Genomic DNA, 24,441 nt, shown 5'->3' with positions numbered 1-24,441 from the left:
TATCGAATCGCCAGCATTGGCTAAGGTTCAACCATTGCAAGGGAGGGCGAGCATGACTGCCGTCGAATTACCCGCTGTACCGAGAGTCCTGATCGCCGAGGCCGACCCCTGGTCGCGCGATCTGCTCAAGCAGGTGTTGCTGAACGTGCGCTGCGACGCGCGGCTGGACCTGTGCGCCGATGGCCAGCAGGCGATGTCGCTGCTGGGCGAAGTGCCCTACGACCTGGCCATCGTCGATTGGGAGCTGCCCGGCGTCGACGGCCTGAACGTGCTGCGCAGCGTCCGCCAGCGCAAGCGCAACCCGCCGCTGCCGTTCATCCTGATGAGCACCCGCAACGACAGCGCCAGCGTGCGCGAGGCCCTGCCGTTGGCGCCGACCGCCTATCTGACCAAGCCGCTGAACATGGAGAGCCTGACCGAGCGCCTGCAAGGCCTGCTGCTCAGCGCCGGGGAAGAAGTGTTCTGCGAAGTGCCGGCGCTGGCGCCGGGCATGACCCTGTCGGTGTTCCTGGAGCGGCGCCGCGAGCAGACCGACGGCGCGCCGCTGATGACCGATGTGCAGGTGGCGATCAAGCGCAGCCTCAATCCCGACGGGTTGGACCTGAAGCTGCTGGAGGAAGAGATCCGCACCGATCCGCAGATCACCGCCGTGCTGATCGCCGCCGCCAACAGCGCTGCCCAGCACCATGGCGCACCGGTGCAGACCCTCGCCCAGGCGCTGCACCGCTTGGGCACCGGGCAGAGCACCAACCTGATCCTGGGCCTGGCGCTCAAGCGCAGCGCCAAGCTCAGCGACCCGTACCTGGCCGATTACGCCGAACGCTATTGGGGCCTGTCGCTGCACACCGCCGAATATGCCCGGACACTGGCGCGGTTGCTCGACCTGGATCAGGAGCGCTGCTATTGCGCGGGGCTGCTGCACCGCCTCGGCGATCTGGCGCTGCTGCGCTGCCTGCAGGAGTGGAAGCAGGCCGGCGGTGCGCTGGACGAGACGGAAGAAGTGGGCGACGCGCTGGTGGCGTTCGGCGCGGCCTACGGTTCGGCGCTGCGTACCCGTTGGCGCTTGCCGCTGGAGCTGCGCGAGCTGATCGCGTCGGTCTACCAGCTCGGCGGCGGAGTGTATTCCCGAGAGGCGCTGGTGATGAACATGGCGGCGCAGATGGCTCGGCTGACCGAGCAGGAAGGCGTCGAGGAACTGGCGAAGAGCCGTACGGCGCGATTGCTCAAGATCGGCCTGCCGGAACTGACGCGGATGCGCAAATAGCCGGGTCTGGAGCAAAGTTCCTGCCGGCGGGCCGGCTCCCACAGGGCCGGAGGCGGCTCAGCCGCAGACGATCCGGTTCTTGCCCAGCCTTTTGGCCTTGTACATGGCCGCGTCCGCCCGGGCGAACAGGCTGTCGAGGCTTTCGTCGTCGACGGTCAGGCAGGTCAGGCCCTGGCTGACGGTGATGCCGTAGGCGTGTTCGCCATGCTGGAAACTCAAACGCTGGATCTCCCGCTGCAGGCGTTCGGCCACTTGCAGGGCAAAGTCCTGCGCGCATCCCGGGAATACGGCGGCGAACTCCTCGCCGCCGATGCGCCCGAACAGATCCCCGCTGCGCAGCGAGTCGCGTCCGCACTCGGCGATCCGTTGCAGGACGCTGTCGCCCTCCGGGTGGCCGTAGGTGTCGTTGATCAGTTTGAAGTCATCGATGTCCAGCAGCAGGAACGCCAGCGGCGAGCCTTGCAGGCGGGCCTGCTCGAACTCGCGGTGGGCGCATTCGAAGAAGTGGCGGCGGTTGCTGCTGCAGGTCAGCGCGTCGGTGGTGGCCAGGCGTTGCAGCTCGGTTTCCATCTGCTTCTTTTCGGTGATGTCTTCGGCGATGCCGACGATGATCACCGGCCGGCCCGGTTCTTCCTGGCGGTTGATGAAGCATTTGTCGCTGAGCCAGCGCACCTGGCCGTCGGCGGCGATGATCCGGTATTCGCGGTCCTCCACCGCGCCTTTGCGCAGCACGTCGGCGAGGCTGCGTTCGGCGTAGTCCAGGTCGTCGGGGTAGATGCTGTCGCGCCACTGGTTGTAGTCCGCCAGCAGCAGCCCGGCGGAGCGGCCGAAGATCCGCTCGTAGGCGGGGCTGACGTAGAGCACCTGACGGGTTTCCCAGTCGAAGGCCCACAACACGGCATTGACGCTGACCAGCAGCGAGCTGAACAGTTGCTCCCGTTCGCTCAGGCGGGCGACTTCGCCCTGGGCGTGCATCAGCGCCATCAGCGTTTGCGCGGCTTCGGGCCACTGGGAAGGGGATGAGCCGTTTTCATTGTTATTGACCATCGACGCGAATCTCAAAGGGTGTGCCGCCGGTTCGCAGCGGCCACAGCTGAGCCTGCCGGGGTGGCGAAGTGTCTTTGAGATGGGGGATGCGGGGCTAAGTTCCGCGCTGTTGCGGTGAGGGAGGGAGGCTCCCGCCGGGCGGTCGTGGCGAGGGGGATTCAGGGGACACCGCGTTGCCGGTCTTGCAGCGGCAAGCCCTCCTGTGAGCGAGGGCTTGCCCGGTTACCGGTCAGGCGGCTGAAGGGCGCAGCGAATAGGTTTTCAGCTGGTCGGCGAAGTCGCGCAGGGACTGGATGCCGCTGGCCTCGGCCTCATGCACCCAGTCCTTGATGGCAGCGAGCATGTCGTGGCCGTTTGCGCTGGTCTTGATCCAGATCTGCTGCAGGGCCAGGCGCTTCTCGTAGATTACCGCCAGCGCGTGGCTGTGCTCGAGCATGTTCTGGATGCGCACGTGGTGGCGGTCTTCCAGCAGGCTGGTTTCCCGGGACAGCAGGCGCTTGGCCCGGTGGAACTGGTGGCGCACCGAATGGTCGACCCGGGCCAGTTCCTGCTTGACCAGGGGAGCGATCACCAGCTTGCGGTACTGGGCCATGATCTGGAAGCGGTTGTTGAGGATCGCCATGGCGGTGTCCATGTCCAGGCTGCCCTTGCCCTTGACGCGGTGGGCGATCGGCGCGACCCGCTGCACCTTGGCCAGGCGCAGGAAGCAGAAGACCTTGATCCAGGCCCAGCCCAGGTCGAACTCCCACTTCTTCACCGACAGCTTGGCCGAATTGGGGTAGGTGTGATGGTTATTGTGCAGTTCTTCGCCGCCGATCAGGATGCCCCACGGCACCAGGTTGGTCGCGGCGTCGCGGCATTCGAAGTTGCGGTAGCCCACGGCATGGCCGAGCCCGTTGACCACGCCGGCGGCCCAGACCGGGATCCACATCATCTGGATGGCCCAGATGGTGATGCCGATGGTGCCGAACAGCAGCAGGTCGATGACGGCCATGATCGCCACGCCCAGCAGCTTATGGCGGCTGTACAGGTTGCGTTCGATCCAGTCCTCGGGGCAGTTCTTGCCGTAGATACGCAGGGTCTCGGGGTTGCGGGCCTCTTCGCGGTACAGTTCGGCGCCCTTGCGCAGCACCGTGGACAGGCCCTTGATCACCGGGCTGTGCGGGTCGTCCTCGGTTTCGCATTTGGCGTGGTGCTTGCGGTGGATCGCGGTCCACTCGCGGGTGTTCTGCGCGGTGGTCAGCCACAGCCAGAAGCGGAAGAAATGCTTGAGGCCGGCATTCAGCTCGAGGGAGCGATGGGCCGAGTAGCGGTGCAGATAGACCGTGACGCTGACGATCGTCACGTGGGTCATCAACAGGGTGACGGCCACCAGCGACCAGGCCGACAAGCCGAGAAAACCTTCGTACCACATAGCCTTTGGGGCCCTCTGTAGAGAAAAAACAGCCGCTGCATTATCACCAAGCACACAGATAAAACCAGTCGCCCTTTCAGATAAGAGTTGGCTGGATGTTTCTTGACCTATAATCCCAACTTTTTTGTAGGGACATGGACGGCCGAATGTCTGCCTCTTATCGCGATGCCTTGCGTGCAGCGCTGCTTTACCTGGTTCTGGCGGTGGTCTGGCTGCAGGGGACTGGCTACTTATTGAACAGTTTCTTCGATGATTCAGTGGCCTTGCTGCACTGGCAACTGATCAACGGTTACGTGTTCGTGGCACTCAGCGCCGGGCTGATCTTTCTCGCGCGGGCGCGGTTGTTCGAATGCCTCGGCATCGGCGCCCGGCTGCGCGAGCGTCAGGCCGACCGCGAGCGCCTGCGCCAGGCCGCCGCCGTGTTCGACTGCACTCGCGAGGGGGTGCTGGTGACGGATCGGCAGGGGCTGATCGTGCACGTCAACCGCGCCTTCATGGAAATCACCGGTTACCGGTGCGAGGAAGTGCTGGGCCGGCAGCCGAGCCTGTTCAAGTCCGGCCACCATCCGCCGGGCTTCTACCAGGCGATGTTCGCCACGCTGCAGACGAGCGGCGAGTGGAGCGGCGAGATCTGGAACCGGCGCAAGAGCGGTGAGATCTACCCGCAATGGCAGACGATCCGCGTCATCCGCGACGATCAGGGCCGGCTCAGCCATTACGTGGCGGTGTTTTCCGACATCAGCGCGATCAAGGACTCGGAACACGAACTCAAGCACCTGGCCCACCACGACCCGCTGACCGACCTGCCCAACCGCCTGCTGTTCAGCGACCGCGCCGAGCAGGCGCTGGCGTCCGCCCAGACCCACAAGCGCGGATGCGCGCTGCTGATGGTCGACCTGGATCATTTCAAGCTGATCAACGACAGCCTCAGCCACAGTGTCGGCGACCGCCTGCTCAAGGCAGTCGCCGCACGGCTGCAGGATCTGTTCGGGGCGGGCATCACCCTGGCCCGGCTCGGCGGCGACGAGTTCGCGGTGCTGGCCGAAAGCTGCCCGCAGCCTGCGCAGGCGGCGGTGCTGGCCCAGCGCATCCTGGACGGCCTCAAGGAGCCGTTCTGCCTGGAGGGCCACGAACTGTTCATCAACGCCAGCATCGGCATCAGCCTGTTCCCCAGCGATGCCCTGAGCGCCGAGCAACTGCTGCGCAACGCCGATGCGGCGCTGTTCAAGGCCAAGAGCAGCGGCCGCAACGGTTATGCGCTGTACACCGAAGAGCTGACCGCCCACGCCCAGCAGCGGGTCGAGATCGCCTTCGAACTGCGCCGCGCGCTCGAGCAGCAGGAGCTGCGGGTCTATTACCAGCCGGTGCACGACCTGCACAGCGGCCGCCTGGTGGGGGTCGAGGCGCTGGTGCGTTGGCAGCACCCGCAGCGGGGGCTGGTGTCGCCGGCGGAGTTCATCCCCATCGCCGAACGCACCGGCCTGATCGCCGACATCGACGCCTGGGTGATGCGCCAGGCCTGCCGGCAGATGTGCCAGTGGCAACAGGCGGGGGTGGCGCTGTCGTTCGTCGCGGTCAACGTGTCGTCCCGGCTGTTCGCCCGCCGCGAGCTGTACCGGCAGGTCGCGCAGGTGCTGCACGAGACCGGGCTGGATCCGGCCTGCCTTGAGCTGGAAGTCACCGAAAGCGCGGTAATGGACGATCCGGAGGTGGCGCTGGAGCAGATGCATCGCCTGCGCGAGCTGGGCATTCGCCTGGCCATCGACGACTTCGGCACCGGCTACTCGTCGCTGCTGCGGCTCAAGCGCCTGCCGGTGCAGAAGCTCAAGATCGACCAGGGGTTCGTCGCCGGCCTGCCGTGGGACGAGGACGACGGGGCGATCGTGCGGGTGATCATCGCACTGGCCCGGAGCATGGGCATGCAGGTGCACGCCGAAGGCATCGAGCAGCCCGAGCAGGCGGCGTTCCTGCTGGAGCAGGCGTGCGACCTGGGGCAGGGCTACTGGTTCGGGCGGCCGGTGCCGGCGCAGGACATCGATTGGTCCAGGGTTCCGGTCATCGGCTGACGGCCAAGCTGCGGATACTCCCGTGGCGAGGGCGCTAGCTCCCGCCCGGGTTCGGGTCTGCGGTGCAGACCAGAGGGAGCAATGGCCCTCTCCACAGGGGGCTTGGCCGCAAGCCCTTGTCCCGTCAGCTAATGTTTTAAAGTTATATAAACATTCTTAAATAGTCTTTTTAAGAATATCCAGCCCTCTCTTATATTGCTCCCACGCCGGACGCAGCGCGAGCCGCTGCCAGGCACATCCCATACAAAGGAGCAGCACCATGAGCGCATCCCTGCGTAGCGTTGACGGTCAGGACGAAAGCACCATCCTTCGCGAAATCCAGAGCGCCTTGCGCGACCTGCGTTTCGGCGCGGTGGAGATCACTGTGCACAACGCCCAAGTGGTTCAGATCGAACGCAAAGAGAAATTCCGTCTGCAGCAGCCGGGCAACAAGACCGGCTGAACCGCGATCCCGGTCTGCGCCAGCGCCTGCGGGGGATTGATGCCGGCGTCGGCGCAGACGGCGGTCTTGAACAGGCAAACCGCTTTTCGCAATCCATAAGAAAAAGCCACCACCCAGAATTCCAGGAGCTTTCCCCATGTCGTCGATTCGCCGTTACGCTTTGGCCGCCCTGGCCAGCGCTGTGTTTGCCGGTTCTGCGGTCGCCAAGGACTACGAGCTGCTCAACGTGTCGTATGACCCGACCCGTGAGCTGTATCAGGATTACAACGCCGAGTTCGTGAAGTTCTGGCAGGAGAAACATGCCGGCGACACGGTGAAGATCCAGCAGTCCCACGGCGGTTCGGGCAAGCAGGGCCGGGCGGTGATCGACGGCCTGCGCGCTGACGTGGTGACCCTGGCGCTGGCCGGCGACATCGACGAAATCGCCAAGCTGGGCAAGACCCTGCCGGCGGACTGGCAGAAGCGCCTGCCGGAGGCCAGCACGCCGTACACCTCGACCATCGTGTTCCTGGTGCGCAAGGGCAACCCCAAGGGCATCAAGGACTGGGGCGACCTGATCAAGAACGACGTGTCGGTCATCACCCCCAACCCGAAGACCTCCGGCGGCGCACGCTGGAACTTCCTCGCCGCCTGGGCCTATGGCCTGAAGGCCAACGGCGGTGACGAAGCCAAGGCCAAGGCCTACGTGCAGACCCTGTTCAAGCATGTGCCGGTGCTGGATACCGGTGCCCGTGGCTCGACCATCACCTTCGTCAACAACGGTCAGGGCGACGTGCTGCTGGCCTGGGAGAACGAAGCGTTCCTGGCGCTCAAGGAAGACGGCGGCGCCGACAAGTTCGACATCGTCGTGCCGTCGCTGTCGATCCTCGCCGAACCACCGGTGGCGGTGGTCGACAAGAACGCCGAGAAGAAGGGCAACGAGCAGATCGCCGAGGCGTACCTCAAGCACCTGTACAGCCCGGCAGGCCAGGAGATCGCGGCGAAGAACTTCTACCGTCCGCGTGACAAGGACGTGGCGGCCAAGTACGCCCAGCAGTTCCCGAAACTGGAACTGGTGACCATCGACAAGGACTTCGGCGGGTGGAAAACCGCGCAGCCGAAATTCTTCAACGACGGCGGCGTGTTCGACCAGATCTATCAGGCGCAGTAATCTGATTTGGCAGCCTGAAAAACTGTAGGAGCGAGCCTGCTCGCGAAGAGGGAGTATCAGTCAACATTCATGTCGCCTGATACTCCACTTTCGCGAGCAGGCTCGCTCCCACATTGTTAGATGTGTTTTTGACCAAGGACTTTTATGTCGCGTCGTATCTCCCCCGTCATACCCGGCTTCGGGCTGACGCTGGGCTACACCTTGGTGTACCTCAGTCTGATTGTGCTCATCCCGCTGGCGGCGATGTTCGTCCACGCCGCCCAACTCACCTGGGATCAGTTCTGGACGATCATCTCCGCCCCCCGCGTGCTGGCCGCCCTGAAGCTGAGCTTCGGCACCGCGTTGTGCGCCGCGGTCATCAACGGCGTCATCGGCACGCTGCTGGCCTGGGTGCTGGTGCGCTACAGCTTCCCCGGCCGCAAGGTGATCGACGCGATGATCGACCTGCCGTTCGCCCTGCCGACGGCGGTGGCGGGCATCGCGCTGACGGCGCTGTACACCCCCACCGGCCTGGTCGGGCAGTTCGCCGCGGACCTGGGCTTCAAGATCGCCTACACCCCCCTGGGCATCACCCTGGCGCTGACCTTCGTGACCCTGCCGTTCGTGGTGCGCACGGTGCAGCCGGTGCTGGCGGACATCCCCCGTGAGGTCGAAGAGGCCGCCGCGTGCCTGGGCGCCAAGCCCTTGCAGGTGTTCCGTCACGTGCTGCTGCCGGCGCTGCTGCCGGCCTGGCTGACCGGTTTCGCCCTGGCGTTCGCCCGGGGCGTGGGCGAGTACGGTTCGGTGATCTTCATCGCCGGCAACATGCCGATGAAGACCGAGATCCTGCCGCTGCTGATCATGGTCAAGCTCGACCAGTACGACTACACCGGCGCCACGTCCATCGGCGTGCTGATGCTGGTGGTTTCCTTTGTCCTGTTGCTGCTGATCAACCTGTTGCAGCGGCGCATCGAAACCCCATAAGGAGGCGCGAACCATGTCCCAACCGTCCATTGCGGCCGCGTCCTCGGCCAACGCCGCCCGTCGCGGCAACGCGGCAGCGCGCCGGACCCTGATCGGCCTCGGCTGGCTGATCTTTGCGCTGTTCCTGTTGCTGCCGCTGTTCATCGTGGTGTCCCAGGGCCTGAAGAACGGCATCGGTGAGTTCTTCACCGCGATCCTGGAGCCGGACGCCTTGTCGGCGCTGAAGCTCACGGTGATCGCCGTGCTGATTTCTGTGCCGCTGAACCTGGTGTTCGGCGTCAGCGCCGCCTGGTGCGTGAGCAAGTACTCGTTCCGCGGCAAGAGCATCCTGGTGACCCTGATCGACCTGCCGTTCTCGGTGTCGCCGGTGATCGCCGGCCTGGTCTACGTGCTGATGTTCGGCGCCCAGGGTCTGTTCGGGCCGTGGCTGCAGGACCACGACATCCAGATCGTGTTCGCCCTGCCGGGCATCGTGCTGGCGACGATCTTCGTCACCGTGCCGTTCGTGGCCCGCGAACTGATTCCGCTGATGCAGGAGCAAGGCACCCAGGAGGAAGAGGCCGCGCGCCTGCTCGGCGCCAACGGCTGGCAGATGTTCTGGCACGTCACCGTGCCCAACATCAAATGGGGCCTGATCTACGGCGTGGTGCTGTGCACCGCCCGGGCCATGGGCGAGTTCGGCGCGGTGTCGGTGGTGTCCGGGCACATCCGCGGGGTCACCAACACCCTGCCGCTGCACGTGGAGATCCTCTACAACGAATACAACCACGTGGCCGCGTTCGCCGTGGCGAGCCTGTTGCTGATCCTGGCGCTCTTCATCCTGCTGCTCAAGCAGTGGAGCGAAAACCGTATCAACCGCCTGCGCACCAGCGCCGCGGAGGAATAATTCATGTCGATCGAAGTGCGTAACGTCAGCAAGAACTTCAACGCGTTCAAGGCGCTGGACAACATCAGCCTGGATATCCACAGCGGCGAGCTGGTCGCCTTGCTCGGCCCGTCCGGCTGCGGCAAGACCACGCTGCTGCGCATCATCGCCGGCCTGGAGACCCCGGACCAGGGCAACATCGTGTTCCACGGCGAGGACGTTTCCGGCCACGACGTGCGCGACCGCAACGTCGGTTTCGTGTTCCAGCACTACGCCCTGTTCCGCCACATGACCGTGTTCGACAACGTCGCCTTCGGCCTGCGCATGAAGCCGAAGAACCAGCGCCCGAACGAAAGCCAGATCGCGGCCAAGGTCCATGAACTGCTGAACATGGTGCAGCTGGACTGGCTGTCGGACCGGTATCCGGAGCAGCTCTCCGGCGGCCAGCGCCAGCGGATCGCCCTGGCCCGCGCCCTGGCGGTGGAGCCCAAGGTGCTGCTGCTCGACGAGCCGTTCGGCGCCCTCGACGCCAAGGTGCGCAAGGAGCTGCGCCGCTGGCTGGCGCGCCTGCACGAGGACATCAACCTGACCTCGGTGTTCGTGACCCACGACCAGGAGGAGGCGATGGAAGTCGCCGACCGCATCGTGGTGATGAACAAGGGCGTGATCGAGCAGATCGGCTCGCCGGGCGACGTCTACGAGAACCCGGCCAGCGATTTCGTCTATCACTTCCTCGGCGACTCGAACCGCTTGCACCTGGGCGGCGACGACCACGTGCTGTTCCGTCCCCACGAAGTGTCGCTGTCGCGCCATGAGCTGGAGGATCACCACGCCGCCCAAGTGCGCGACATCCGCCCGCTGGGCGCCACCACCCGGGTGACGCTGAAGGTCGAAGGCCAGAGCGACCTGATCGAGGCCGAAGTGGTGAAGGACCACGACAGCCTGGTCGGCCTGGCCAAGGGCGAGACGCTGTTCTTCAAGCCGAAGGTCTGGCAGAAGGTCGCCAGTCTCTAAAGGCGAAAGCATCGCCAGCAGGCTGGCTCCCACAGTGAGCCGGTGTGAACACGCAGTGTGTGAGCGATCGGAATCCCTGCGGGAGCCAGCCTGCTAGATGGCCGCGCGGTTCGGATTGACCCGCACCCCGCCCACCCGCGCCTCGATCTGCTCCTTCAGCCCCTGGCGCAGGCCGAGCATGAACGCCAGCTCCACCGTCACGAACAGCGGCCCGACGATCAGCCCGGTCAGGTCATCGACGAACGCCGGTTTGCGCCCTTCGTAATGGTGGCCGACAAACTGGATCGCCCAGCCGATCACGAACATCGCCAGCCCGCTGCCCAGCCACACCAGGGTGCTCTGTTGGGCCAGCGCATGCCCGGCCCAGACCGACAGCGCCATCAGCCCGGTCATCAGCAGGCCGAGACGGAGTTCCAGGCGCAGGTAGAACCACGCCGACGCCAACGCCACCAACACCGCCGGAGAGATCCACAGGGCGCCGACCGGCCATTCGGGCCGCGACAGCAGCACCGCCACCGCCACCACGATCAGCGGGATGCCGACGAAGTGGCTGGCGATGTTGCGCGGGTCGCGGTGGTACGCGGCGTATTGACTCAAATGATCGACGAGGTTTTTCATTGTTGTTCCTCCTGTAGGGTGACCGGATCATGCCTGGGGCACGGCACCCGTTCTGTCAGGCAGGCGACAATCTTTGGGAGCGTTCATGGAAAAGGTCTGGCGCGAGCGTCTGATGCCCGGGCAGTGGTTCAGCCATCTGCCGGCGTCCTTTCAGGATAGCCTGCTGGCGGCGGCCCGGGAGCGGCGGATGGCGGCGGGGCAGCGGTTGTTCAGGCGCGGCGATCCGCCGTGCGGGCTGTACGCGGTGCTCGATGGCGCGGTGCGCATCGGTGCGGTCAGCGAGCACGGCAAGGAAGCGCTGCTGAGCCTGGTGGAGGCGCCCCACTGGTTCGGCGAGATCTGCCTGTTCGACGGCCAGCCGCGCACCCACGACGCCTATGCGGCCGGGTCGTGCACATTGCTGAACATCCCGCAGGCGACCCTGCTCAAGCTGCTCGACGAGCATCCGCTGCACTGGCGTCATCTGGCGTTGCTGATGAGCCAGAAACTGCGCCTGACCTTTATCAACCTCGAACAGCTGAGCCTGCTCCCGGCCCCGGCGCGCCTGGCCCACCGTCTGCTGATGATCGCCGAAGGCTACGGCGAGCTCGACCCGCCCCGCCGCGTGCTGCAACTGCCGCAGGAGCAACTGGCGTCGATGCTGTCGCTGTCGCGCCAGACCACCAACCAGATCCTCAAGGACCTGCAGGGGCAGGGGATCATCGGCTTGGGCTACGGCGAAATCGAGATTCTCGATGCCGAGCGGCTGAGGGCCCTGGCCACGATCTGACAAGTGCGCGGGATCACCTGTGGGAGCGATGGCGTGAGGTCTGTCACCGGCGATGTCGGATCAACGACCGCCATCGCGAGCCGGCTCGCTCCCGCCGTGTGCAGGCGTCAGCGCAACTGATCGCGGAACTGCCCCGGCGTCATCCCCGTCCAGCGCTTGAATGCGCGGCTGAAGCTGCTGGTGTCGGCGAAGCCCAGCAGGTAGCTGATTTCGCTCAGCGAGCAGTGCGGGTCGCGCAGGTGCAGCAGCGCGAGGTTCTCGCGGCTTTCGTTGAGCAGCGTGTCGAACCGGCAGCCTTCGTCCGCCAGGTGCCGCTGCAGGCTGCGCAGGCTCAGGTGCAGGGCCTGGGCGATGCGTTCGGCGCCGGGTTCGCCTTCGGGCAGTTGCTCTTCGATGGCGTCGCGCACCTTGCGCTCCCAGGTCAGCGGCTTGAGCTGGGCGAGGGTGCGGTTGAGCACCGCCTCGTTGTGCTCGGCCAGTTCCGGGTTGGCGTCGTCCAGGTGGCTGTCGAAGTCGGCGAGGGCGAACTCCAACCGGTCTTCTTCGGCGGCGAAATGCACCGGCGCACGGAACACCTTGTGCCACGGGTGGGCGTCGGTCGGTTCCGGGCGGCGCAGGTACACCGCCAGCGGCGCGTAATCGCGGCCCAGGCGGTTGCGGCAGGTGCGCACGTAGATCGCGGCGAAGGCGTCGATGGCTTCGAACGCCGGAGCCGGGTTGCCGGCGGGTACGTTCAGGCGGAAGCGGTAGCGGTCCTCGTCGCGGGTGAGCTCCAGCTCCAGGGCATCGCTGACCACCGGGTGATAGCGCACGATCCGCTCGAACACTTCCCGCAGGCTGCCGCTGGCCACCAGCGCATAGCCCAGGGCATGGAACGTCGTGGGGCTGACGAAGCGCGACACCCGCAGGCCGATGGCCGGGTCGCCGCTGACCTGCACGGCGATCTCCCACAGGCGCGTGGTGCCGGACAGCGGGTAGCGGGCGTTCGGATCGTCCATCAACTGCGGGTCGAGCCCCGCCTGCCGGCACAGGTCGGTGCTGTCGAGCCCCAGCGCGTCGAGTTGCTTGCGCAGGGCACGGGTCCAACTGGCGAGGGAGGTCGGTTCCTTCATGTCGATTGGCGCTTCCGGTCAACAGGTTGGCGTTCTCGGCTACCGCGTCCGGCCCCGCCCCAAGGCAGGATGCGGACATCGATAACCAGAGGATGGAAGCATGCACCGTACTTCTGCAAGTCCCCAGCGACACAATGACACCCAGCGCGCGGCGCACATTCGCCAGGTCGTGCTGGCCAGAGGCGCCGAACTGCGCGAGCGCTACCCCGTTCTGAACCGTCAGGACGCCCTCGGCGCCGGGATCCTGGCCTTCGCGCTGGTGGGGATGACCGCGTCGGCGGCGCTGTACATCACCGGCCACCTGGCCTGGTGGGCGTGCCTGCTGCTCAACGGCTTCTTCGCATCGCTGACCCACGAGCTGGAGCACGACCTGATCCACAGCATGTACTTCCGCAAGCGGCGGGTGCCGCACAACCTGATGATGGCGCTGGTCTGGCTGGCGCGGCCGAGCACCATCAACCCGTGGATCCGCCGCCACCTGCACCTCAACCACCACAAGGTGTCCGGCACCGAAACCGACATGGAAGAGCGGGCGATCACCAACGGCGAACCGTGGGGCCCGGCCCGGCTGCTGATGGTGGGCGACAACGTGATGTCGGCGTTCATCCGCATGCTGCGGGCCAAGACCTGGGCGCACAAGGTCAGCATCCTCAAGCGCTCGCTGAAGGTCTACGCGCCGCTGGCGCTGCTGCATTGGGGCGCGTGGTACGTGTTCCTCGGCTTCCACGGAGCCAACGGCGTCGCCTGGCTGCTGGGCTCGACCATCGACTGGTCGGCGACCACGCTGTCGGTGATGCAGGTGATCGACATCGCCGCCGTGGTGATCATTGGCCCGAACGTGCTGCGCACGTTTTGCCTGCATTTCATCAGCTCGAACATGCATTACTACGGCGATGTGGAGCCGGGCAACGTGATCCAGCAGTGCCAGGTGCTGAACCCTTGGTGGCTGTGGCCGCTGCAGGCGTTCTGCTTCAACTTCGGCAGCACCCACGGGATCCATCATTTCGTGGTCAAGGAGCCGTTCTACATCCGTCAGATGACCGCACCGGTGGCGCACAAGGTGATGCGCGAGATGGGGGTGCGGTTCAACGACTTCGGCACGTTCGGGCGGGCGAACCGGTTTGTGCGCAAAGAAGGCGCGGTGGTGCGGGAGGAGGCGGGTACGGCCAGGGCCTGAGGGGAGAACTCACTGGCGCCATCGCCAGCAGGCTGGCTCCCACAGGTACTGCGCAGATACACAGCAACGCAGATCACTCCGGAGCCCTGTGGGAGCGTGTCTGCAAGCGATGGGGCCGGTACGGCCAGCGCTTCCGGCATCTGACCCTCCGCCATCGCCAGCAGTGTGAGAGCGGGCGTGCTCCAGGCGCCCTCAATCCGGCTGGAACGGCGACTCGCTCAGGATCACTCCGGTCTCTTCCACGTAGCGCTGCCAATGGCCGATCAAGGCCTCAAGTTTCTCCGGCCGCTCCTGCGCCAGGTCGTGGATCTCCCCCGGATCCGCCGCCAGGTCATAGAGCTGCCAGGTCGCCGGCCCCACCGGGCCCGGGATGTAGACCGCTTTCCAGTGCCCCTGGCGGATCGCCCGGCGCCCGAACAGCTCCCAGCCGGTGACGGTGTGTTCGTCATGCACCTGCGCCGTCTCGCCGGACAGGAAGCCCAGCCACGATTTGCCCCGCAGCGGCGCCACCGGTTTGCCGCGCCACTGCTTGCCGGGATGGCGCACGCCGGCCAGGTCGAGGATGGTCGGGGCGATGTCCATGACCGTGCCGAAGCCGTGGCTGATCTGCCCGCCGACCGGCAGCGGCGGGTAATGCAGCAGCGCCGGCACGCGGATCCCGCCTTCGGTGGTGAAGGCCTTGAACAGCCGCGACGGCGCCGTGGCCACCTGGGCCCAGCTCGGCCCGTACCAGACGTAGGAGTTGGCGCGGCCGATGTTGTCCAGGCTGTTGTCGTAGTGCCGGTCGAGGAAGGTCAGCAGCTGCGGGCCGAATTTCGGGAAGGCCTCCAGCAGCGCGCCTTCGGCGCCGTTGTCGGACATGAACAGAATGAACGTGTTGTCGAGCTGCCCCTGCTGGCGCAGGTAGTCGACGACCCGGCCGATGTTCCAGTCCATGCGCTCGACCATCGCCGCGTAGACCTCCATGGCCCGGGCGGAGATCTGCCGTTGCCGGTCGCTCAAGGCGTCCCACTGCGCGTTCAGCTGGATCAGCGGATGCGGCTCGACGTCCGTCTCGATCAACCCCAGCGCCTTGAGTTTCTCTAGCCTTTCGAGGCGCAGGGCCTCGGGGCCGGCGTCGTAGCGGCCGCGGTACTTTTCGACGATCTCAGCCGGCGCCTGCAACGGCCAGTGCGGCGCGGAAAACGGCAAGTAGGCGAAGAACGGTCGGGTCTGGTCACGTTCCTTCAGGTAGTGCAGCAGCTTGTCGCCGAACGCATCGGAGGAATAGAAGTCCTTGGGCAACGCGTCGAGGAAGGTATCGTCCTCGATGTACAGCGCCGGGGTGGACTTGAGCAGGCGCGGCGTGTCGTCCTGGTACGGCGGCTCGAAACCGTAGTGGTTGGCCGCGCCCGGCAGCAGCGAGAACGAACGCTCGAAACCCCGGGCGTGGGGGGCCAGCTCGGCGGTCAGGCCCAGGTGCCACTTGCCGCTCATCAGGGTTTGGTAGCCCGCTTCGCGCAGCAGCTCCGGCAGCGCCACCACGCGGTCGTTGAGGTGGCCCTCGTAGCCGGGCTTGCCGATCAGGTCCGGCGTCAGCGCCTCGGCCATGGTGCCGATCCCGGCGATGTGGTGGTCGGTGCCGGTGAGCAGCATCGAACGGGTCGGCGAGCAGGTCGGCGCGGTGTGGAAATCGGTCAGGCGCAGGCCGTTCTCGGCCAGGGCATCGAGGTTCGGCGTGGCGATCTCGCCGCCGAAGGCGCCGATGTCGGAGAAGCCGAGGTCATCGGCCAGGATCACCAGGAAATTGGGGCGTTGCGGCATCGGCAGACTCCTGTTCAGTAGGCAATGAAAGACAGCGGCAGATCGCGGATCTGCACCGCCGGGGCAGGCAGGTAGTGACCGTCGCCGGTCAGTTCGTGCAGCAGTTCCTCGCGCAGTTGGTGGAAGTCGAAGCCGCTGCGCTGGCGCGGACGGGGCAGGGCGATGTCCACCACTTGCTTGATTCGTCCCGGCCGCGGCTCCATCACCACCACCCGGTCGGCCAGGAAGATCGCTTCCTCGACATCGTGGGTGACCAGGATGGTGGTGATCTTCGCCCGGTCGCGGATGGCCAGCAGTTCGTCCTGCATCTGCTGGCGGGTCAGCGCGTCGAGGGCGCCGAAGGGTTCGTCGAGCAGCAGGATCCGCGGGCTCGCCACCAGCCCGCGGGCGATGGCCACGCGCTGCGCCATGCCGCCGGAGAGCTGGTGCGGGTAGGCGCGGGCGAAGTCGCGCAGGCCCACCAGTTCGATGAAACTGTCGATGCGCCGCTGCTTCTCGGCGGCGCCGAGGGGCTCGTTGACCAGGCCCAGGCCGATGTTGTCGGCCACCGTCAGCCACGGGAACAGGCGGTGCTCCTGGAACACGATGCCGCGTTCGCTGCCGACGCCGGTGACGGCCTTGCCGGCCACGGTGATCTGCCCGCGGAACGCGGTGTCCAGGCCCACCAGCAAGCGCAGCAGGGTGGATTTGCCGCAGCCGCTGGAGCCGACGATGGCGACGAACTCGCCCTCGGCGATGTCGAGGTTGAATTCGCGGATCGCCTCCAGTTCGAAGCCGTCGACGTCAAAGGATTTGCCGACGTGGGTGAAGCTGACAATCGGTGCGTTCATGCGTGTCTCCAGCGGGTGGCGCGGATTTCCAGGCGTTGGCCGATGAGGTTGAGGAGGGCGCCGGTGAGGCCGACCAGCAGCATTCCGGCCATGATCAGGTCCATGCGCAGCAGTTGCTGGGCGCCGATCATCTGGCTGCCGATGCCGCCGTTGGACGGCATGAAATATTCGGCGCCGATGGTGCCGAGCCAGGCGTAGATCAGGCTCAGGCGCAGGCCGGCGAAGATGCCCGGAGCCGCGCCCGGCAGCACCAGCCGGCGCAGGCGCTGGCCGAGGTTCAGGCGCAGCGCCTGCGCCGCCTCGTTGAGCTGCGGCGACAGGTTGGCGATGCTGCGTTGGGTGGCGACGAACAGCGGGAAGAACGCGGCGAGGGCCACGAACACCCACTTGGCCAGTTCGCCCAGGCCGAACCACGCGGTGAGCAGCGGCACCCAGGCGAAAATCGCGATCTGCCGCAGGGCAGCGAGGGTCGGGCCGACCAAGCGTTCGGCGCTGTGCGACAGGCCCAGCAGCAAGCCCAGCGCCAGGCCGAGCCCGCCGCCGATCAGCAGGCCGCCCAGGGTGCGGCCCAGGCTCAGGGCCATGCCGCCGATCAGCGTGCCGTCGCGCAGGCCGTTACGGGTGGCCTCCAGCACGGTCAACGGGCTGACCAGGAGGTTGGCGTCGATCCACTGCCCGTCGCTCGCCGCCTGCCACAGCGCCAGCAGGCCCAGGGGCAGCAGCCACGGCTGCAGCCGTTGCCAGCCGCGGTAGCGCGGGCCCCGGCGGATTTCGGCGGTGGCCGGGTGCGGCCAGTGCACCAGCCGGCTGTCGAGCAGGCCGATGCCGCGGTCCATCGCCACGCCGAACAGGCCGATGACCACGATGCAGACGAACACGATGTCGAGCATGAACAGCTGCCGCGCCCAGACCATCAGGTAGCCGATGCCTTCGCTGGAGGCCAGCAGCTCCACCGCCAGCAGCGACGTCCAGCCGGCGGCCAGGGCCAGGCGCACGCCAGCCATGAACGCCGGCAGCGCAGCGGGCAGGATCAGGCGGCGGATCAGCAAGTGCGGCGGCAGGCGCAGCACGGTGGCGGCTTCGCGCAGCTTCGGTTGCGCATCGCGCACGCCGACCAGCGTGTGCAGGGTCACCGGCACCACGATGGCCTTGACCAGCACCACCAGCTTGAGCGTTTCGCCGATGCCGAAGACCACCATGAACAGCGGGATCCACGCCAGCGTCGGCACCTGGGCGAGCCCGGCGAACGTCGGGAATATCAACCGTTCGAGCGGCCGGCTGAAACCCAGTGCCGCGCCCAGCGCCGCGCCTATTGAAACGCCGGCCAGCAGGCCCCAGAGCAACCGCTGCAGGCTGATCCACAAATGGTTCCACAACTCACCCCGGGACAGTTCGAGCGCACTGCTCCAGACCAGCGACGGTGCCGGCAGGATCTGCTCGCTCATCCATTGGCTGCGCGCCGCCAGCCACCAGAGGGCGAACAGGCTGAGCGGCAGCAGCCAGGGCAGCAGGCGTTGGCTCAGCGTCGGCCAGGGCCGCCGGGGTTTGAGCGACGGCGCCGGCAGCGGCAGGCTGAGCAGGGAATCTCGGGCCATGGTTGACCTCCGTTGTCGGGTTGCATGGCAGACCGCTGCGTGTGCGGAAGCGGTGTATGCAAAATCGATATATAAACAACTGATTCAATGCTATCGGGAGATAAGCCAGACCATTTAAGGCCTCCAGCCCTGACGCATCCAATGCATTCGGAGAATATTTTCGATGCTGTTTTTGCATACGGGCCCAGGAGCCCCGACGCCGCCTGCTTAGCTTAAAAAGCTATAAAAATGTGCATTTATAGTATTTATGTGCAGAAGGCCATTGCGCCTACGTTCGGCTCCTCAATGCCCGCCGCAATCAGGAGCCGCGCCCATGAACCTTCCCTTCAAACGTGTCACCCGTCTGTTTGCCGCCTCTGCGCTGGCGGGGTTGTTCGCCTTCACCGCCCACGCCGATGAACTCAAGGAAATCCGCATCGCCGTGCCCGACCTCAGCGCCGGCACCCAGCACAGCGGCGGCGGCATCGTCGACGTGCTGCGCCATCAGCAGGTCTTCGAGAAGGCTTTCGCCGAGCAGGGGATCAAGATTCAGTGGAGCTTCTTCAAGGGGGCGGGCCCTGTGATCAACGAGGCGTTCGCCAACGGCCAGGTGGATCTGGCCTACCTGGGCGACCTGGCGGCGATCATCGGCAAGTCCAACGGTCTCGACACCCGCCTGCTCAGCGCGACCGCCCGTGGCGTGAAGCAGTACCTGGGCGTGGTGCCGGGGTCGGGGATCAAGACGCTGCAGGACCTTAAAGGCAAGCGCGTGGCGATCTTCCGCGGCACCGCGACGCAGCTGTCGTTCGATGCGGCGCTGGCCAGCCAGGGCCTGAGCGAGAAGGACGTGAAAGTCATCAACCTCGACTTCAACGCGGCGGTCGCCGCCCTGGCGGCCAAACAGATCGATGCGTCGTGGGGCAGCTCCGGGCTGACCGCGCTTCAAGCCAAGGGACTGGCCGAACTGCCGCTCAACACCAAGGACTTGGGCGGCGCCGGCAGCGTGCAGGCGGTGCTGGTGGGCACCGGCAAGTTCGTCGATGCCCATCCCGACGTCGTGGCCAAGCTGCTCAAGGCCCAGCAGCAGGCGGTAGACTGGCTGACCCAGGACAGCAACAAGGACGCCTATGTGCAGTTGGTCTCGGGGTTGGCGAGCTATCCGCCGGTGATCCTGACCCAGGACCTGAAGGATCAGAGACTGAGCGAAGTGTTCCCCTCGACGCTGGATCCGGTGTTCCTCGGCAAGCTGCAGGACGCGGTGGATCTGGCGGCGCAGCAGAAGCTGATCCGCAAGCCGTTCAAGGTCAATGACTGGGTAGCGCCGGGGCTGGCGGCTGCCGGGCTCTGAACCGGTGGCGGCAGGGCTGGCCTCATCGCCAGCAGGCTGGCTCCCACAGGGACGTGGATGACAGCCCTAGACCGCGACGCCGAGGGCCTGCCTGTCCAGCGTCACCAGCGTCTCGATCATCGCCCGCGCCGCCGGCGACAGGCGGAAGCCGGTGCGGCTGACGATCCCGCACCGGGCGTTCATGCTTTCCAGGTTCTGCGGCAGGTTGCGCCAGTGCAGCAGTGCCAGCGAGCCTTGGGCGATGTCCTGTTCGAACGCCTCTTCGGTGCCCACGCCGATGGCGTTGGACTGCAGTACCACCTTGACCAGCGCCGGGAAATGCTCGGTCTCGATGGTCGGTGAAAAGTCGACCCGGCCGCTGAGGTTCGCCAGCAGTTTGCGGATGCCCGGCGGGATCAGCGTGGTCGCCAGCGGGTAGTCGAACATGTCGTTGGTCGACAGGCTTTCCTTGGCCAGCAGCGGATGCCCCGGCCGGCAGAAGAATACCCCGCGCTTGGGCGTCAGCGCCTGGGTCTGGAAGTTGGGGTCGGCTTCGAAATGGCGGATGTCGGCGATGAAGAATTCGATCTCCTCGCGGCTCAGGGCGCGGCTGAGCTTTTCCCAGTTGTCCACCTGAAAGCAGGTGCGCACCTTGGGGTGCGAATTGACGAACTGCGCCACCGCATCCGGCACCAGTTTCACCGCCGGCGCAGGGCCGCAGCCGAAGCGCAGTTCGCCGGCGTCGAGCTTGGTCATCTGTGTCACTTCGGCGCTGAGCAGCGCCGCGCCCTGCACCAGGGTGAGGGCGTGCTGCAACACCACTTGGCCTTCCGGGGTGGGGCGCAGATCCTTGTTGCCGCGGTCCACCAGCACGCAGCCGAACTCTTGCTCCAGCCCTTGGATGCTGCGGCTGAACGCCGGTTGGGTGATCCCCATCGCGTCCGCCGCGCGGACGAAGCTGCGGTGTTCGTTGAGGGCGATGAAGTAGCGCAATTGGCGAAGATCCATATGCTTTTCCGGCATCCTAAAAATAGCGCGAAGGCATTTGCGACGAGGGTTGATCGAGGTTTTAAATGCAAGCTCTTATTCCGTCAACGAAGCACGTGAATATCTATTAGATGTAAATGGAATATAGATAGAGCGTTGCTTCGCTGCCGGCCAACCGCAAGCAGATGATGAGGGTCGATCCATGAGCAATGCCGCACTCGCTGTAAAACCCGCTGTCCAGGCGCTGGACATCCATCCGGTGGCCGGCCGCATCGGCGCCGAGATCCGTGGCGTGCAACTGTCCGGTGAGCTGGACGCCGCCACCGTCGAAGCCATCCAGCAGGCGCTGGTGCAATACAAGGTGGTGTTCTTCCGCGAGCAGACCCAGCTCGACGACCAGCGCCAGGAGGCGTTCGCCCACTTGCTCGGCGAACCGGTGGCGCATCCCACCGTGCCGTCCCGCGAGGGCACCCGCTACCTGCTGGAGCTGGACGGCGCCGAGGGCCAGCGCGCCAACTCGTGGCACACCGACGTGACCTTCGTCGAGGCCTACCCCAAGGCCTCCATCCTGCGTTCGGTGGTGGCGCCGGCCTTCGGCGGCGACACCCTGTGGGCCAACACCGCCACCGCCTACAGCGAACTGCCGGCGGAGCTGCGGGAGCTGGCGGACAAACTGGTGGCCGTGCACAGCAACGAGTACGACTACGCGGCGGTGAAGCCGCACGTGTCGGCGGAGAAGCTGGAGCGCTACCGCAAGATCTTCACCTCGACCGTGTACGAGACCGAACACCCGGTAGTGCGGGTGCACCCGGTCAGCGGCGAGAAGAGCTTGCTGCTGGGGCATTTCGTCAAACGCATCAAGGGCTATTCCCAGGCCGATTCGGCGCACCTGTTCGGGTTGCTGCAGAGCCATGTGATCCGCCAGGAGAACACCGTGCGCTGGCGCTGGAAGGCCGGCGACGTGGCGATCTGGGACAACCGTTCGACCCAGCATTACGCGATCGACGACTACGGCACCCAGGACCGGGTGGTGCGCCGCGTGACGCTCAAGGGCGAAGTGCCGGTGGGGGCTTCCGGGCAGCGCAGCCGGACCGTCAAAGGGGCTGAAAGCGTCGGTGCCTGACCCGACCCTTTCGCAGGCAAGTCGATGGGGCGGCCAACGAAGTGGCCGCCTTCACCACACGCCGATCTGCACGGCTTTCTCAGTGCCGGGCTCGCCGTAGCGGAACCGTTGCCCGCGCTCATCGATTTCCCGGTGGCTGATGGTGGTGCGCCGCTTCAGCCCGCGCAGCCACTCGAACAGATACCCCGCATGTTCCTCCCGCACCGCCGCGTACGCCGGATCCTCCCCTAGGTCGCGCAGTTCCTGCGGGTCGTTCGACAGGTCGAAAAGTTGCGGCCGGAAGCCGTCGTAGGCCAGGTATTTCCAGCGTTCGCTGCGCACCATGGTCATGCGGCAGCGGTCGATGGGCCGGCCCAGCCGCTCCCGCGCCGGGGCCTGGAAGGCGTAGTCGTATTCGCTGATCGCGTAACGGCGCCACGCGGGACGCTCGCCGTGCAGCAGGGGAATCAACGAGCGCCCTTCCAGCCGGTGCTCGGCACCCGGCAGGCCCAATGCCTCCAGGAACGTCGGCAGCGCGTCGATGGTTTCCGTCAGTCGTTCGTCCACCGAGCCCCGAGTGATGTCCGCCGCCGCGCGCGGGTCGCGCACGATCAGCGGCACGCCCACCGCCTGCTCCAGCAGGAACTCCTTTTCCCCCAGATAGTGGTCGCCGAGAAAGTCGCCGTGATCGCTGGTGAACACGATCAGCGTGTCCTCCCAGTGCCCGTTGCTTTGCAGGAAATCGAACAATCGGCCGAGGTGGTCATCGATCTGCTTGACCAGGCCCATGTACGCAGGAATGACGTTCTGCCGTACTTCATCCCGGGAGAAGTTCAGGCTTTCTTCGTGTTGGCGGAAGGCGTTGTAAACCGGGTGGTTGCTGGCGTTTTCGGGGGCGGCGCGCACCGGTTCGAGAATCGATTTCGTACTGTACAAGGCGTGGTACGGCGATGGTACGATATAAGGCCAATGAGGCTTTATGAAGGATAGGTGCAAACACCAGGATTGCCCGTTTTGTTCGTTGATGAAGTCGATGGCGCGATCGGTGGTGAAAGCGGTCTCCGAATGCCGTTCGGGGATGCGGGCCGGCAAGTGCGCATGGCGCATGTGCCAGCCGCTGAGGATTGCGCCGCTCTCGCCTTCGGCGGCGTTGGCCCAGTCGTGCCAGGGGTTGCGGCCGCCGAAGCCGTGGCTGCGCAGGTAATGGGTGTAGGGGGCGGATTCGCGCTTGTCGTCGAACAGCGGGTCGTCGGGGTAGATGCCGTCATGCCGCAGGTAAGGCTCGAAGCCGACTTCGTTGAGCGCCCGGGCATGGTCGCCGTCGGGATCGAGCGCCAGCCGCTGCAGGCCGTCCAGGTTCGGCGTCGCGTGGGTCTTGCCCACCAGCGCGGTGCGGATGCCGTGGGGGCGCAGGTAGTCGCCGAGGGTCAGTTCATCCAGCGGCAGCGGCACTGCGTTCCAGGCCACCTGGTGGCTGCTGACGTAGCGCCCGGTGTAGGCCGACATCCGCGACGGGCCGCAGATCGTGCCTTGGGTGTAGGCACGGCTGAAGCGCACGCCGGTGGCGGCGAGGCGGTCGATGTTCGGGGTGTGCAGGTGCGGATGGCCGTAGCAGGACAGGTAATCGCGGCGCAGTTGGTCGCACATGATGTACAGCACGTTGCGCACGGGTTTTGGCGGGTTGGGCATGGGGCTCACCGGTCAGAGGGACAGGCGGCTTTTTTCGCTGCGGTCGGGGCCGTTCGGCAAGTGCATTCGGGGAATGCCGGTCATGCAGGGATTGCATCGGCTCGGCGATCTTGCCCCGATCCTGCGGTGCCTTTACTGACGCCATCGCCTGCCTGCTGGCGATGGCGGCGGATCAGACCGCCAGCCCGTCGAGGGAGCACATCCCTTCGTCCAGCGCATCGATCTCGCGGATCTGCGCCACCATCGCCTCGGCCAGCGGTGACAGGCGATAGCCCGCCCGGCTGACGATCCCGTAGCGGGTGTACAGCTCCTCCAGGTCATCGGCCAACCCTTCGATCTTCAGGCACACCAACTCGTCCCGGGCCCGGTGCAGCGCGTCGGAGTATTCGCCGACGATACCCACCGCATCCGAGCGCAGCACCACGCCGAGCAGGCTGGCGCTGTTTTCGCATTCGACGTTCGGCGTGAAGTCCGGGCGGCCGCTGAGGTCGACGATCACTTTGCGCAGGTTAGGCGGGCGGATGCTCACCGCCATCGGATAACTCATCAACTCGGCGGCGCTGACCCGCTCCCGCGCCGCCAACGGATGCCCGGCGCGGCAGCAGAAATGCCATTTGCGCGGACGCAGGCGGTGGGTCAGGTAGTCCGGATCGGCCTCGAAATGCCGGGTGTCGGCGACGAAGAACTCGAACTCTTCGCTGTGCAGGCGTTTGTTCAGGCTCTGCCAGTCATCGACCTGGTAATGCACACGCGCCTTGGGGTAGCGCCCGATGAAGCGGCCGACGGCCCGGGGGATGAGCCCCGCCGCCGGCGCCGGGCCGCAGCCGAAGCGCAGTTCGCCCGCTTCGAGGCCGTTGAACTGGCTGATCTCGTTGGCCATCTGTTGCGCGCCGCTGACCAGCCGTCGCGCATGCTCCAGCAGCACCAGGCCTTGCTTGGTCGGTGGCAGATCCTTGCGCCCCCGGTCGACCAATTGGCAGCCGACGCTGTGCTCCAGCGCCTGGATGCTGCGGCTGAACGCGGACTGCGACAGGTTCACCGCCTGCGCGCCGGCGACGAAGCTGCGTTGTTCGGCAAGGGCGATGAAGTGACGTAACTGTCGCAAGTCGATATGCATTTTTCACATAAAAAATATCCGGGAAATGCATTGGATATGCATTAGGTCGACTCCTTATAAAGGCAATCTCTTATGCAGTAAAAGTTTGTAAATCAATATACAAATAACTTT

21 protein-coding genes are annotated in these 24,441 nt (G+C 65.8%); 11 read left to right on the top strand and 10 right to left on the bottom strand.

From position 1 onward, the window contains the following. Positions 1–52: 52 nt before the first annotated feature. Positions 53–1,264 (top strand): response regulator, encoded by a 1,212-nt coding sequence (locus CAG31_RS14165; RefSeq protein WP_085582087.1) that lies wholly within the window; start codon positions 53–55, stop codon positions 1,262–1,264. Positions 1,265–1,321: 57 nt separating this feature from the next. Here CAG31_RS14165 and CAG31_RS14160 read toward each other — a convergent pair whose 3' ends face one another. Together CAG31_RS14160 and desA are read right to left on the bottom strand one after the other, a co-directional pair. Beyond that, positions 1,322–2,311, bottom strand: a complete 990-nt coding sequence (locus CAG31_RS14160; protein ID WP_085582085.1) for a sensor domain-containing diguanylate cyclase — start codon at positions 2,309–2,311, stop codon at positions 1,322–1,324. Positions 2,312–2,540: 229 nt separating this feature from the next. After that, positions 2,541–3,725 carry a delta-9 fatty acid desaturase DesA gene (gene desA, locus CAG31_RS14155; RefSeq protein ID WP_085582083.1) on the bottom strand — a complete coding sequence of 395 codons (1,185 nt, stop codon included), beginning with the start codon at positions 3,723–3,725 and terminating at the stop codon, positions 2,541–2,543. A gap of 146 nt (positions 3,726–3,871) precedes the next feature. On the opposite strand from desA, the gene dibA reads away from it, so the two are divergent. The 6 genes from dibA (at position 3,872) to CAG31_RS14125 (ending at position 10,225) form a co-directional block, all read left to right on the top strand. Beyond that, positions 3,872–5,791: a phosphodiesterase DibA gene (dibA, locus tag CAG31_RS14150; protein ID WP_085582081.1), complete on the top strand. Its 1,920-nt coding sequence runs from the start codon at positions 3,872–3,874 to the stop codon at positions 5,789–5,791. 259 nt (positions 5,792–6,050) lie between these two features. Then, the gene (gene oscA / locus CAG31_RS14145) at positions 6,051–6,233 is read left to right on the top strand and encodes a sulfur starvation response protein OscA (RefSeq protein ID WP_085582079.1); all 183 of its coding nucleotides are present in this window, start codon (positions 6,051–6,053) and stop codon (positions 6,231–6,233) included. 136 nt (positions 6,234–6,369) lie between these two features. Next, a complete protein-coding gene (locus tag CAG31_RS14140) occupies positions 6,370–7,383 on the top strand; it encodes a sulfate ABC transporter substrate-binding protein (RefSeq protein WP_085582077.1) in 1,014 nt (337 codons plus the stop codon). 144 nt (positions 7,384–7,527) lie between these two features. After that, entirely contained in the window at positions 7,528–8,346 is an 819-nt protein-coding gene (gene cysT, locus CAG31_RS14135) for a sulfate ABC transporter permease subunit CysT (RefSeq protein WP_085582075.1), read from the top strand. Between the two features lie 13 nt (positions 8,347–8,359). After that, on the top strand, positions 8,360–9,232 hold the full coding sequence (gene cysW, locus CAG31_RS14130; RefSeq protein ID WP_085582073.1) for a sulfate ABC transporter permease subunit CysW: 873 nt from the start codon (positions 8,360–8,362) through the stop codon (positions 9,230–9,232). Positions 9,233–9,235: 3 nt separating this feature from the next. Further along, on the top strand, positions 9,236–10,225 hold the full coding sequence (locus tag CAG31_RS14125; RefSeq protein WP_085582071.1) for a sulfate/molybdate ABC transporter ATP-binding protein: 990 nt from the start codon (positions 9,236–9,238) through the stop codon (positions 10,223–10,225). Between the two features lie 93 nt (positions 10,226–10,318). Here CAG31_RS14125 and CAG31_RS14120 read toward each other — a convergent pair whose 3' ends face one another. Continuing rightward, entirely contained in the window at positions 10,319–10,843 is a 525-nt protein-coding gene (locus CAG31_RS14120) for a DUF962 domain-containing protein (protein ID WP_085582069.1), read from the bottom strand. 85 nt (positions 10,844–10,928) lie between these two features. Here CAG31_RS14120 and CAG31_RS14115 point away from each other — a divergent pair, with 85 nt between their 5' ends. Beyond that, positions 10,929–11,612, top strand: a complete 684-nt coding sequence (locus tag CAG31_RS14115) for a Crp/Fnr family transcriptional regulator (protein WP_085582067.1) — start codon at positions 10,929–10,931, stop codon at positions 11,610–11,612. Between the two features lie 107 nt (positions 11,613–11,719). On the opposite strand, the gene CAG31_RS14110 is transcribed toward CAG31_RS14115, so the two are convergent. Continuing rightward, a complete protein-coding gene (locus tag CAG31_RS14110) occupies positions 11,720–12,724 on the bottom strand; it encodes an AraC family transcriptional regulator (protein WP_085582065.1) in 1,005 nt (334 codons plus the stop codon). A 100-nt stretch (positions 12,725–12,824) separates the two neighbouring features. Between CAG31_RS14110 and CAG31_RS14105 the strand changes: the two genes are divergently transcribed. Then, positions 12,825–13,901 (top strand): fatty acid desaturase, encoded by a 1,077-nt coding sequence (locus CAG31_RS14105; protein ID WP_085582063.1) that lies wholly within the window; start codon positions 12,825–12,827, stop codon positions 13,899–13,901. A gap of 192 nt (positions 13,902–14,093) precedes the next feature. On the opposite strand, the gene CAG31_RS14100 is transcribed toward CAG31_RS14105, so the two are convergent. From CAG31_RS14100 to CAG31_RS14090, 3 genes are read right to left on the bottom strand one after another with little or no spacing between them, the layout of a single operon-like run. Continuing rightward, a complete protein-coding gene (locus CAG31_RS14100; protein ID WP_085582061.1) occupies positions 14,094–15,704 on the bottom strand; it encodes an arylsulfatase in 1,611 nt (536 codons plus the stop codon). Positions 15,705–15,718: 14 nt separating this feature from the next. After that, positions 15,719–16,534 carry an ABC transporter ATP-binding protein gene (locus CAG31_RS14095; protein ID WP_085582059.1) on the bottom strand — a complete coding sequence of 272 codons (816 nt, stop codon included), beginning with the start codon at positions 16,532–16,534 and terminating at the stop codon, positions 15,719–15,721. Further along, complete coding sequence (locus CAG31_RS14090; protein WP_085582057.1) at positions 16,531–18,129, bottom strand: ABC transporter permease; 1,599 nt, start codon at positions 18,127–18,129, stop codon at positions 16,531–16,533. The genes CAG31_RS14095 and CAG31_RS14090 overlap by 4 nt, the downstream gene beginning before the upstream one ends. A 313-nt stretch (positions 18,130–18,442) precedes the next feature. Between CAG31_RS14090 and CAG31_RS14085 the strand changes: the two genes are divergently transcribed. Then, positions 18,443–19,456: an ABC transporter substrate-binding protein gene (locus CAG31_RS14085; protein ID WP_085582055.1), complete on the top strand. Its 1,014-nt coding sequence runs from the start codon at positions 18,443–18,445 to the stop codon at positions 19,454–19,456. Between the two features lie 66 nt (positions 19,457–19,522). Here CAG31_RS14085 and CAG31_RS14080 read toward each other — a convergent pair whose 3' ends face one another. Beyond that, positions 19,523–20,443: a LysR family transcriptional regulator gene (locus tag CAG31_RS14080; RefSeq protein ID WP_085582054.1), complete on the bottom strand. Its 921-nt coding sequence runs from the start codon at positions 20,441–20,443 to the stop codon at positions 19,523–19,525. A gap of 181 nt (positions 20,444–20,624) precedes the next feature. Between CAG31_RS14080 and CAG31_RS14075 the strand changes: the two genes are divergently transcribed. Beyond that, positions 20,625–21,545 (top strand): TauD/TfdA family dioxygenase, encoded by a 921-nt coding sequence (locus CAG31_RS14075; RefSeq protein ID WP_085582053.1) that lies wholly within the window; start codon positions 20,625–20,627, stop codon positions 21,543–21,545. A gap of 51 nt (positions 21,546–21,596) precedes the next feature. Here CAG31_RS14075 and CAG31_RS14070 read toward each other — a convergent pair whose 3' ends face one another. Both CAG31_RS14070 and CAG31_RS14065 read right to left on the bottom strand, forming a co-directional pair. Then, positions 21,597–23,213, bottom strand: coding sequence for an alkaline phosphatase family protein (locus tag CAG31_RS14070; RefSeq protein ID WP_085582052.1), 1,617 nt, complete (start codon positions 23,211–23,213; stop codon positions 21,597–21,599). 172 nt (positions 23,214–23,385) lie between these two features. Beyond that, entirely contained in the window at positions 23,386–24,330 is a 945-nt protein-coding gene (locus CAG31_RS14065) for a LysR family transcriptional regulator (RefSeq protein ID WP_085582050.1), read from the bottom strand. Between the last annotated feature and the right edge of the window lie 111 nt (positions 24,331–24,441).

This window comes from Pseudomonas sp. R25(2017), from assembly GCF_002112565.1.
Lineage (GTDB): Bacteria > Pseudomonadota > Gammaproteobacteria > Pseudomonadales > Pseudomonadaceae > Aquipseudomonas > Aquipseudomonas ekonensis.
The sequence above is the reverse complement of the archived record's forward strand: the minus strand, read 5'-3'. Positions and strand labels throughout refer to the sequence as shown.

Excerpts from the sequence above, each read along its gene's own strand:
- CAG31_RS14070 (WP_085582052.1), bottom strand. The coding sequence starts at position 23,213 with ATGCCCAACCCGCCAAAACCCGTGCGCAACGTGCTGTACATCATGTGC.
- cysW (WP_085582073.1), top strand. The coding sequence starts at position 8,360 with ATGTCCCAACCGTCCATTGCGGCCGCGTCCTCGGCCAACGCCGCCCGT.
- CAG31_RS14110 (WP_085582065.1), bottom strand. The coding sequence starts at position 12,724 with ATGAAGGAACCGACCTCCCTCGCCAGTTGGACCCGTGCCCTGCGCAAG.
- CAG31_RS14120 (WP_085582069.1), bottom strand. The coding sequence starts at position 10,843 with ATGAAAAACCTCGTCGATCATTTGAGTCAATACGCCGCGTACCACCGC.
- CAG31_RS14090 (WP_085582057.1), bottom strand. The coding sequence starts at position 18,129 with ATGGCCCGAGATTCCCTGCTCAGCCTGCCGCTGCCGGCGCCGTCGCTC.
- CAG31_RS14075 (WP_085582053.1), top strand. The coding sequence starts at position 20,625 with ATGAGCAATGCCGCACTCGCTGTAAAACCCGCTGTCCAGGCGCTGGAC.
- CAG31_RS14115 (WP_085582067.1), top strand. The coding sequence starts at position 10,929 with ATGGAAAAGGTCTGGCGCGAGCGTCTGATGCCCGGGCAGTGGTTCAGC.
- CAG31_RS14080 (WP_085582054.1), bottom strand. The coding sequence starts at position 20,443 with ATGGATCTTCGCCAATTGCGCTACTTCATCGCCCTCAACGAACACCGC.
- CAG31_RS14125 (WP_085582071.1), top strand. The coding sequence starts at position 9,236 with ATGTCGATCGAAGTGCGTAACGTCAGCAAGAACTTCAACGCGTTCAAG.
- desA (WP_085582083.1), bottom strand. The coding sequence starts at position 3,725 with ATGTGGTACGAAGGTTTTCTCGGCTTGTCGGCCTGGTCGCTGGTGGCC.
- CAG31_RS14160 (WP_085582085.1), bottom strand. The coding sequence starts at position 2,311 with ATGGTCAATAACAATGAAAACGGCTCATCCCCTTCCCAGTGGCCCGAA.
- CAG31_RS14065 (WP_085582050.1), bottom strand. The coding sequence starts at position 24,330 with ATGCATATCGACTTGCGACAGTTACGTCACTTCATCGCCCTTGCCGAA.
- CAG31_RS14165 (WP_085582087.1), top strand. The coding sequence starts at position 53 with ATGACTGCCGTCGAATTACCCGCTGTACCGAGAGTCCTGATCGCCGAG.
- CAG31_RS14100 (WP_085582061.1), bottom strand. The coding sequence starts at position 15,704 with ATGCCGCAACGCCCCAATTTCCTGGTGATCCTGGCCGATGACCTCGGC.
- cysT (WP_085582075.1), top strand. The coding sequence starts at position 7,528 with ATGTCGCGTCGTATCTCCCCCGTCATACCCGGCTTCGGGCTGACGCTG.
- dibA (WP_085582081.1), top strand. The coding sequence starts at position 3,872 with ATGTCTGCCTCTTATCGCGATGCCTTGCGTGCAGCGCTGCTTTACCTG.
- oscA (WP_085582079.1), top strand. The coding sequence starts at position 6,051 with ATGAGCGCATCCCTGCGTAGCGTTGACGGTCAGGACGAAAGCACCATC.
- CAG31_RS14095 (WP_085582059.1), bottom strand. The coding sequence starts at position 16,534 with ATGAACGCACCGATTGTCAGCTTCACCCACGTCGGCAAATCCTTTGAC.
- CAG31_RS14085 (WP_085582055.1), top strand. The coding sequence starts at position 18,443 with ATGAACCTTCCCTTCAAACGTGTCACCCGTCTGTTTGCCGCCTCTGCG.
- CAG31_RS14140 (WP_085582077.1), top strand. The coding sequence starts at position 6,370 with ATGTCGTCGATTCGCCGTTACGCTTTGGCCGCCCTGGCCAGCGCTGTG.
- CAG31_RS14105 (WP_085582063.1), top strand. The coding sequence starts at position 12,825 with ATGCACCGTACTTCTGCAAGTCCCCAGCGACACAATGACACCCAGCGC.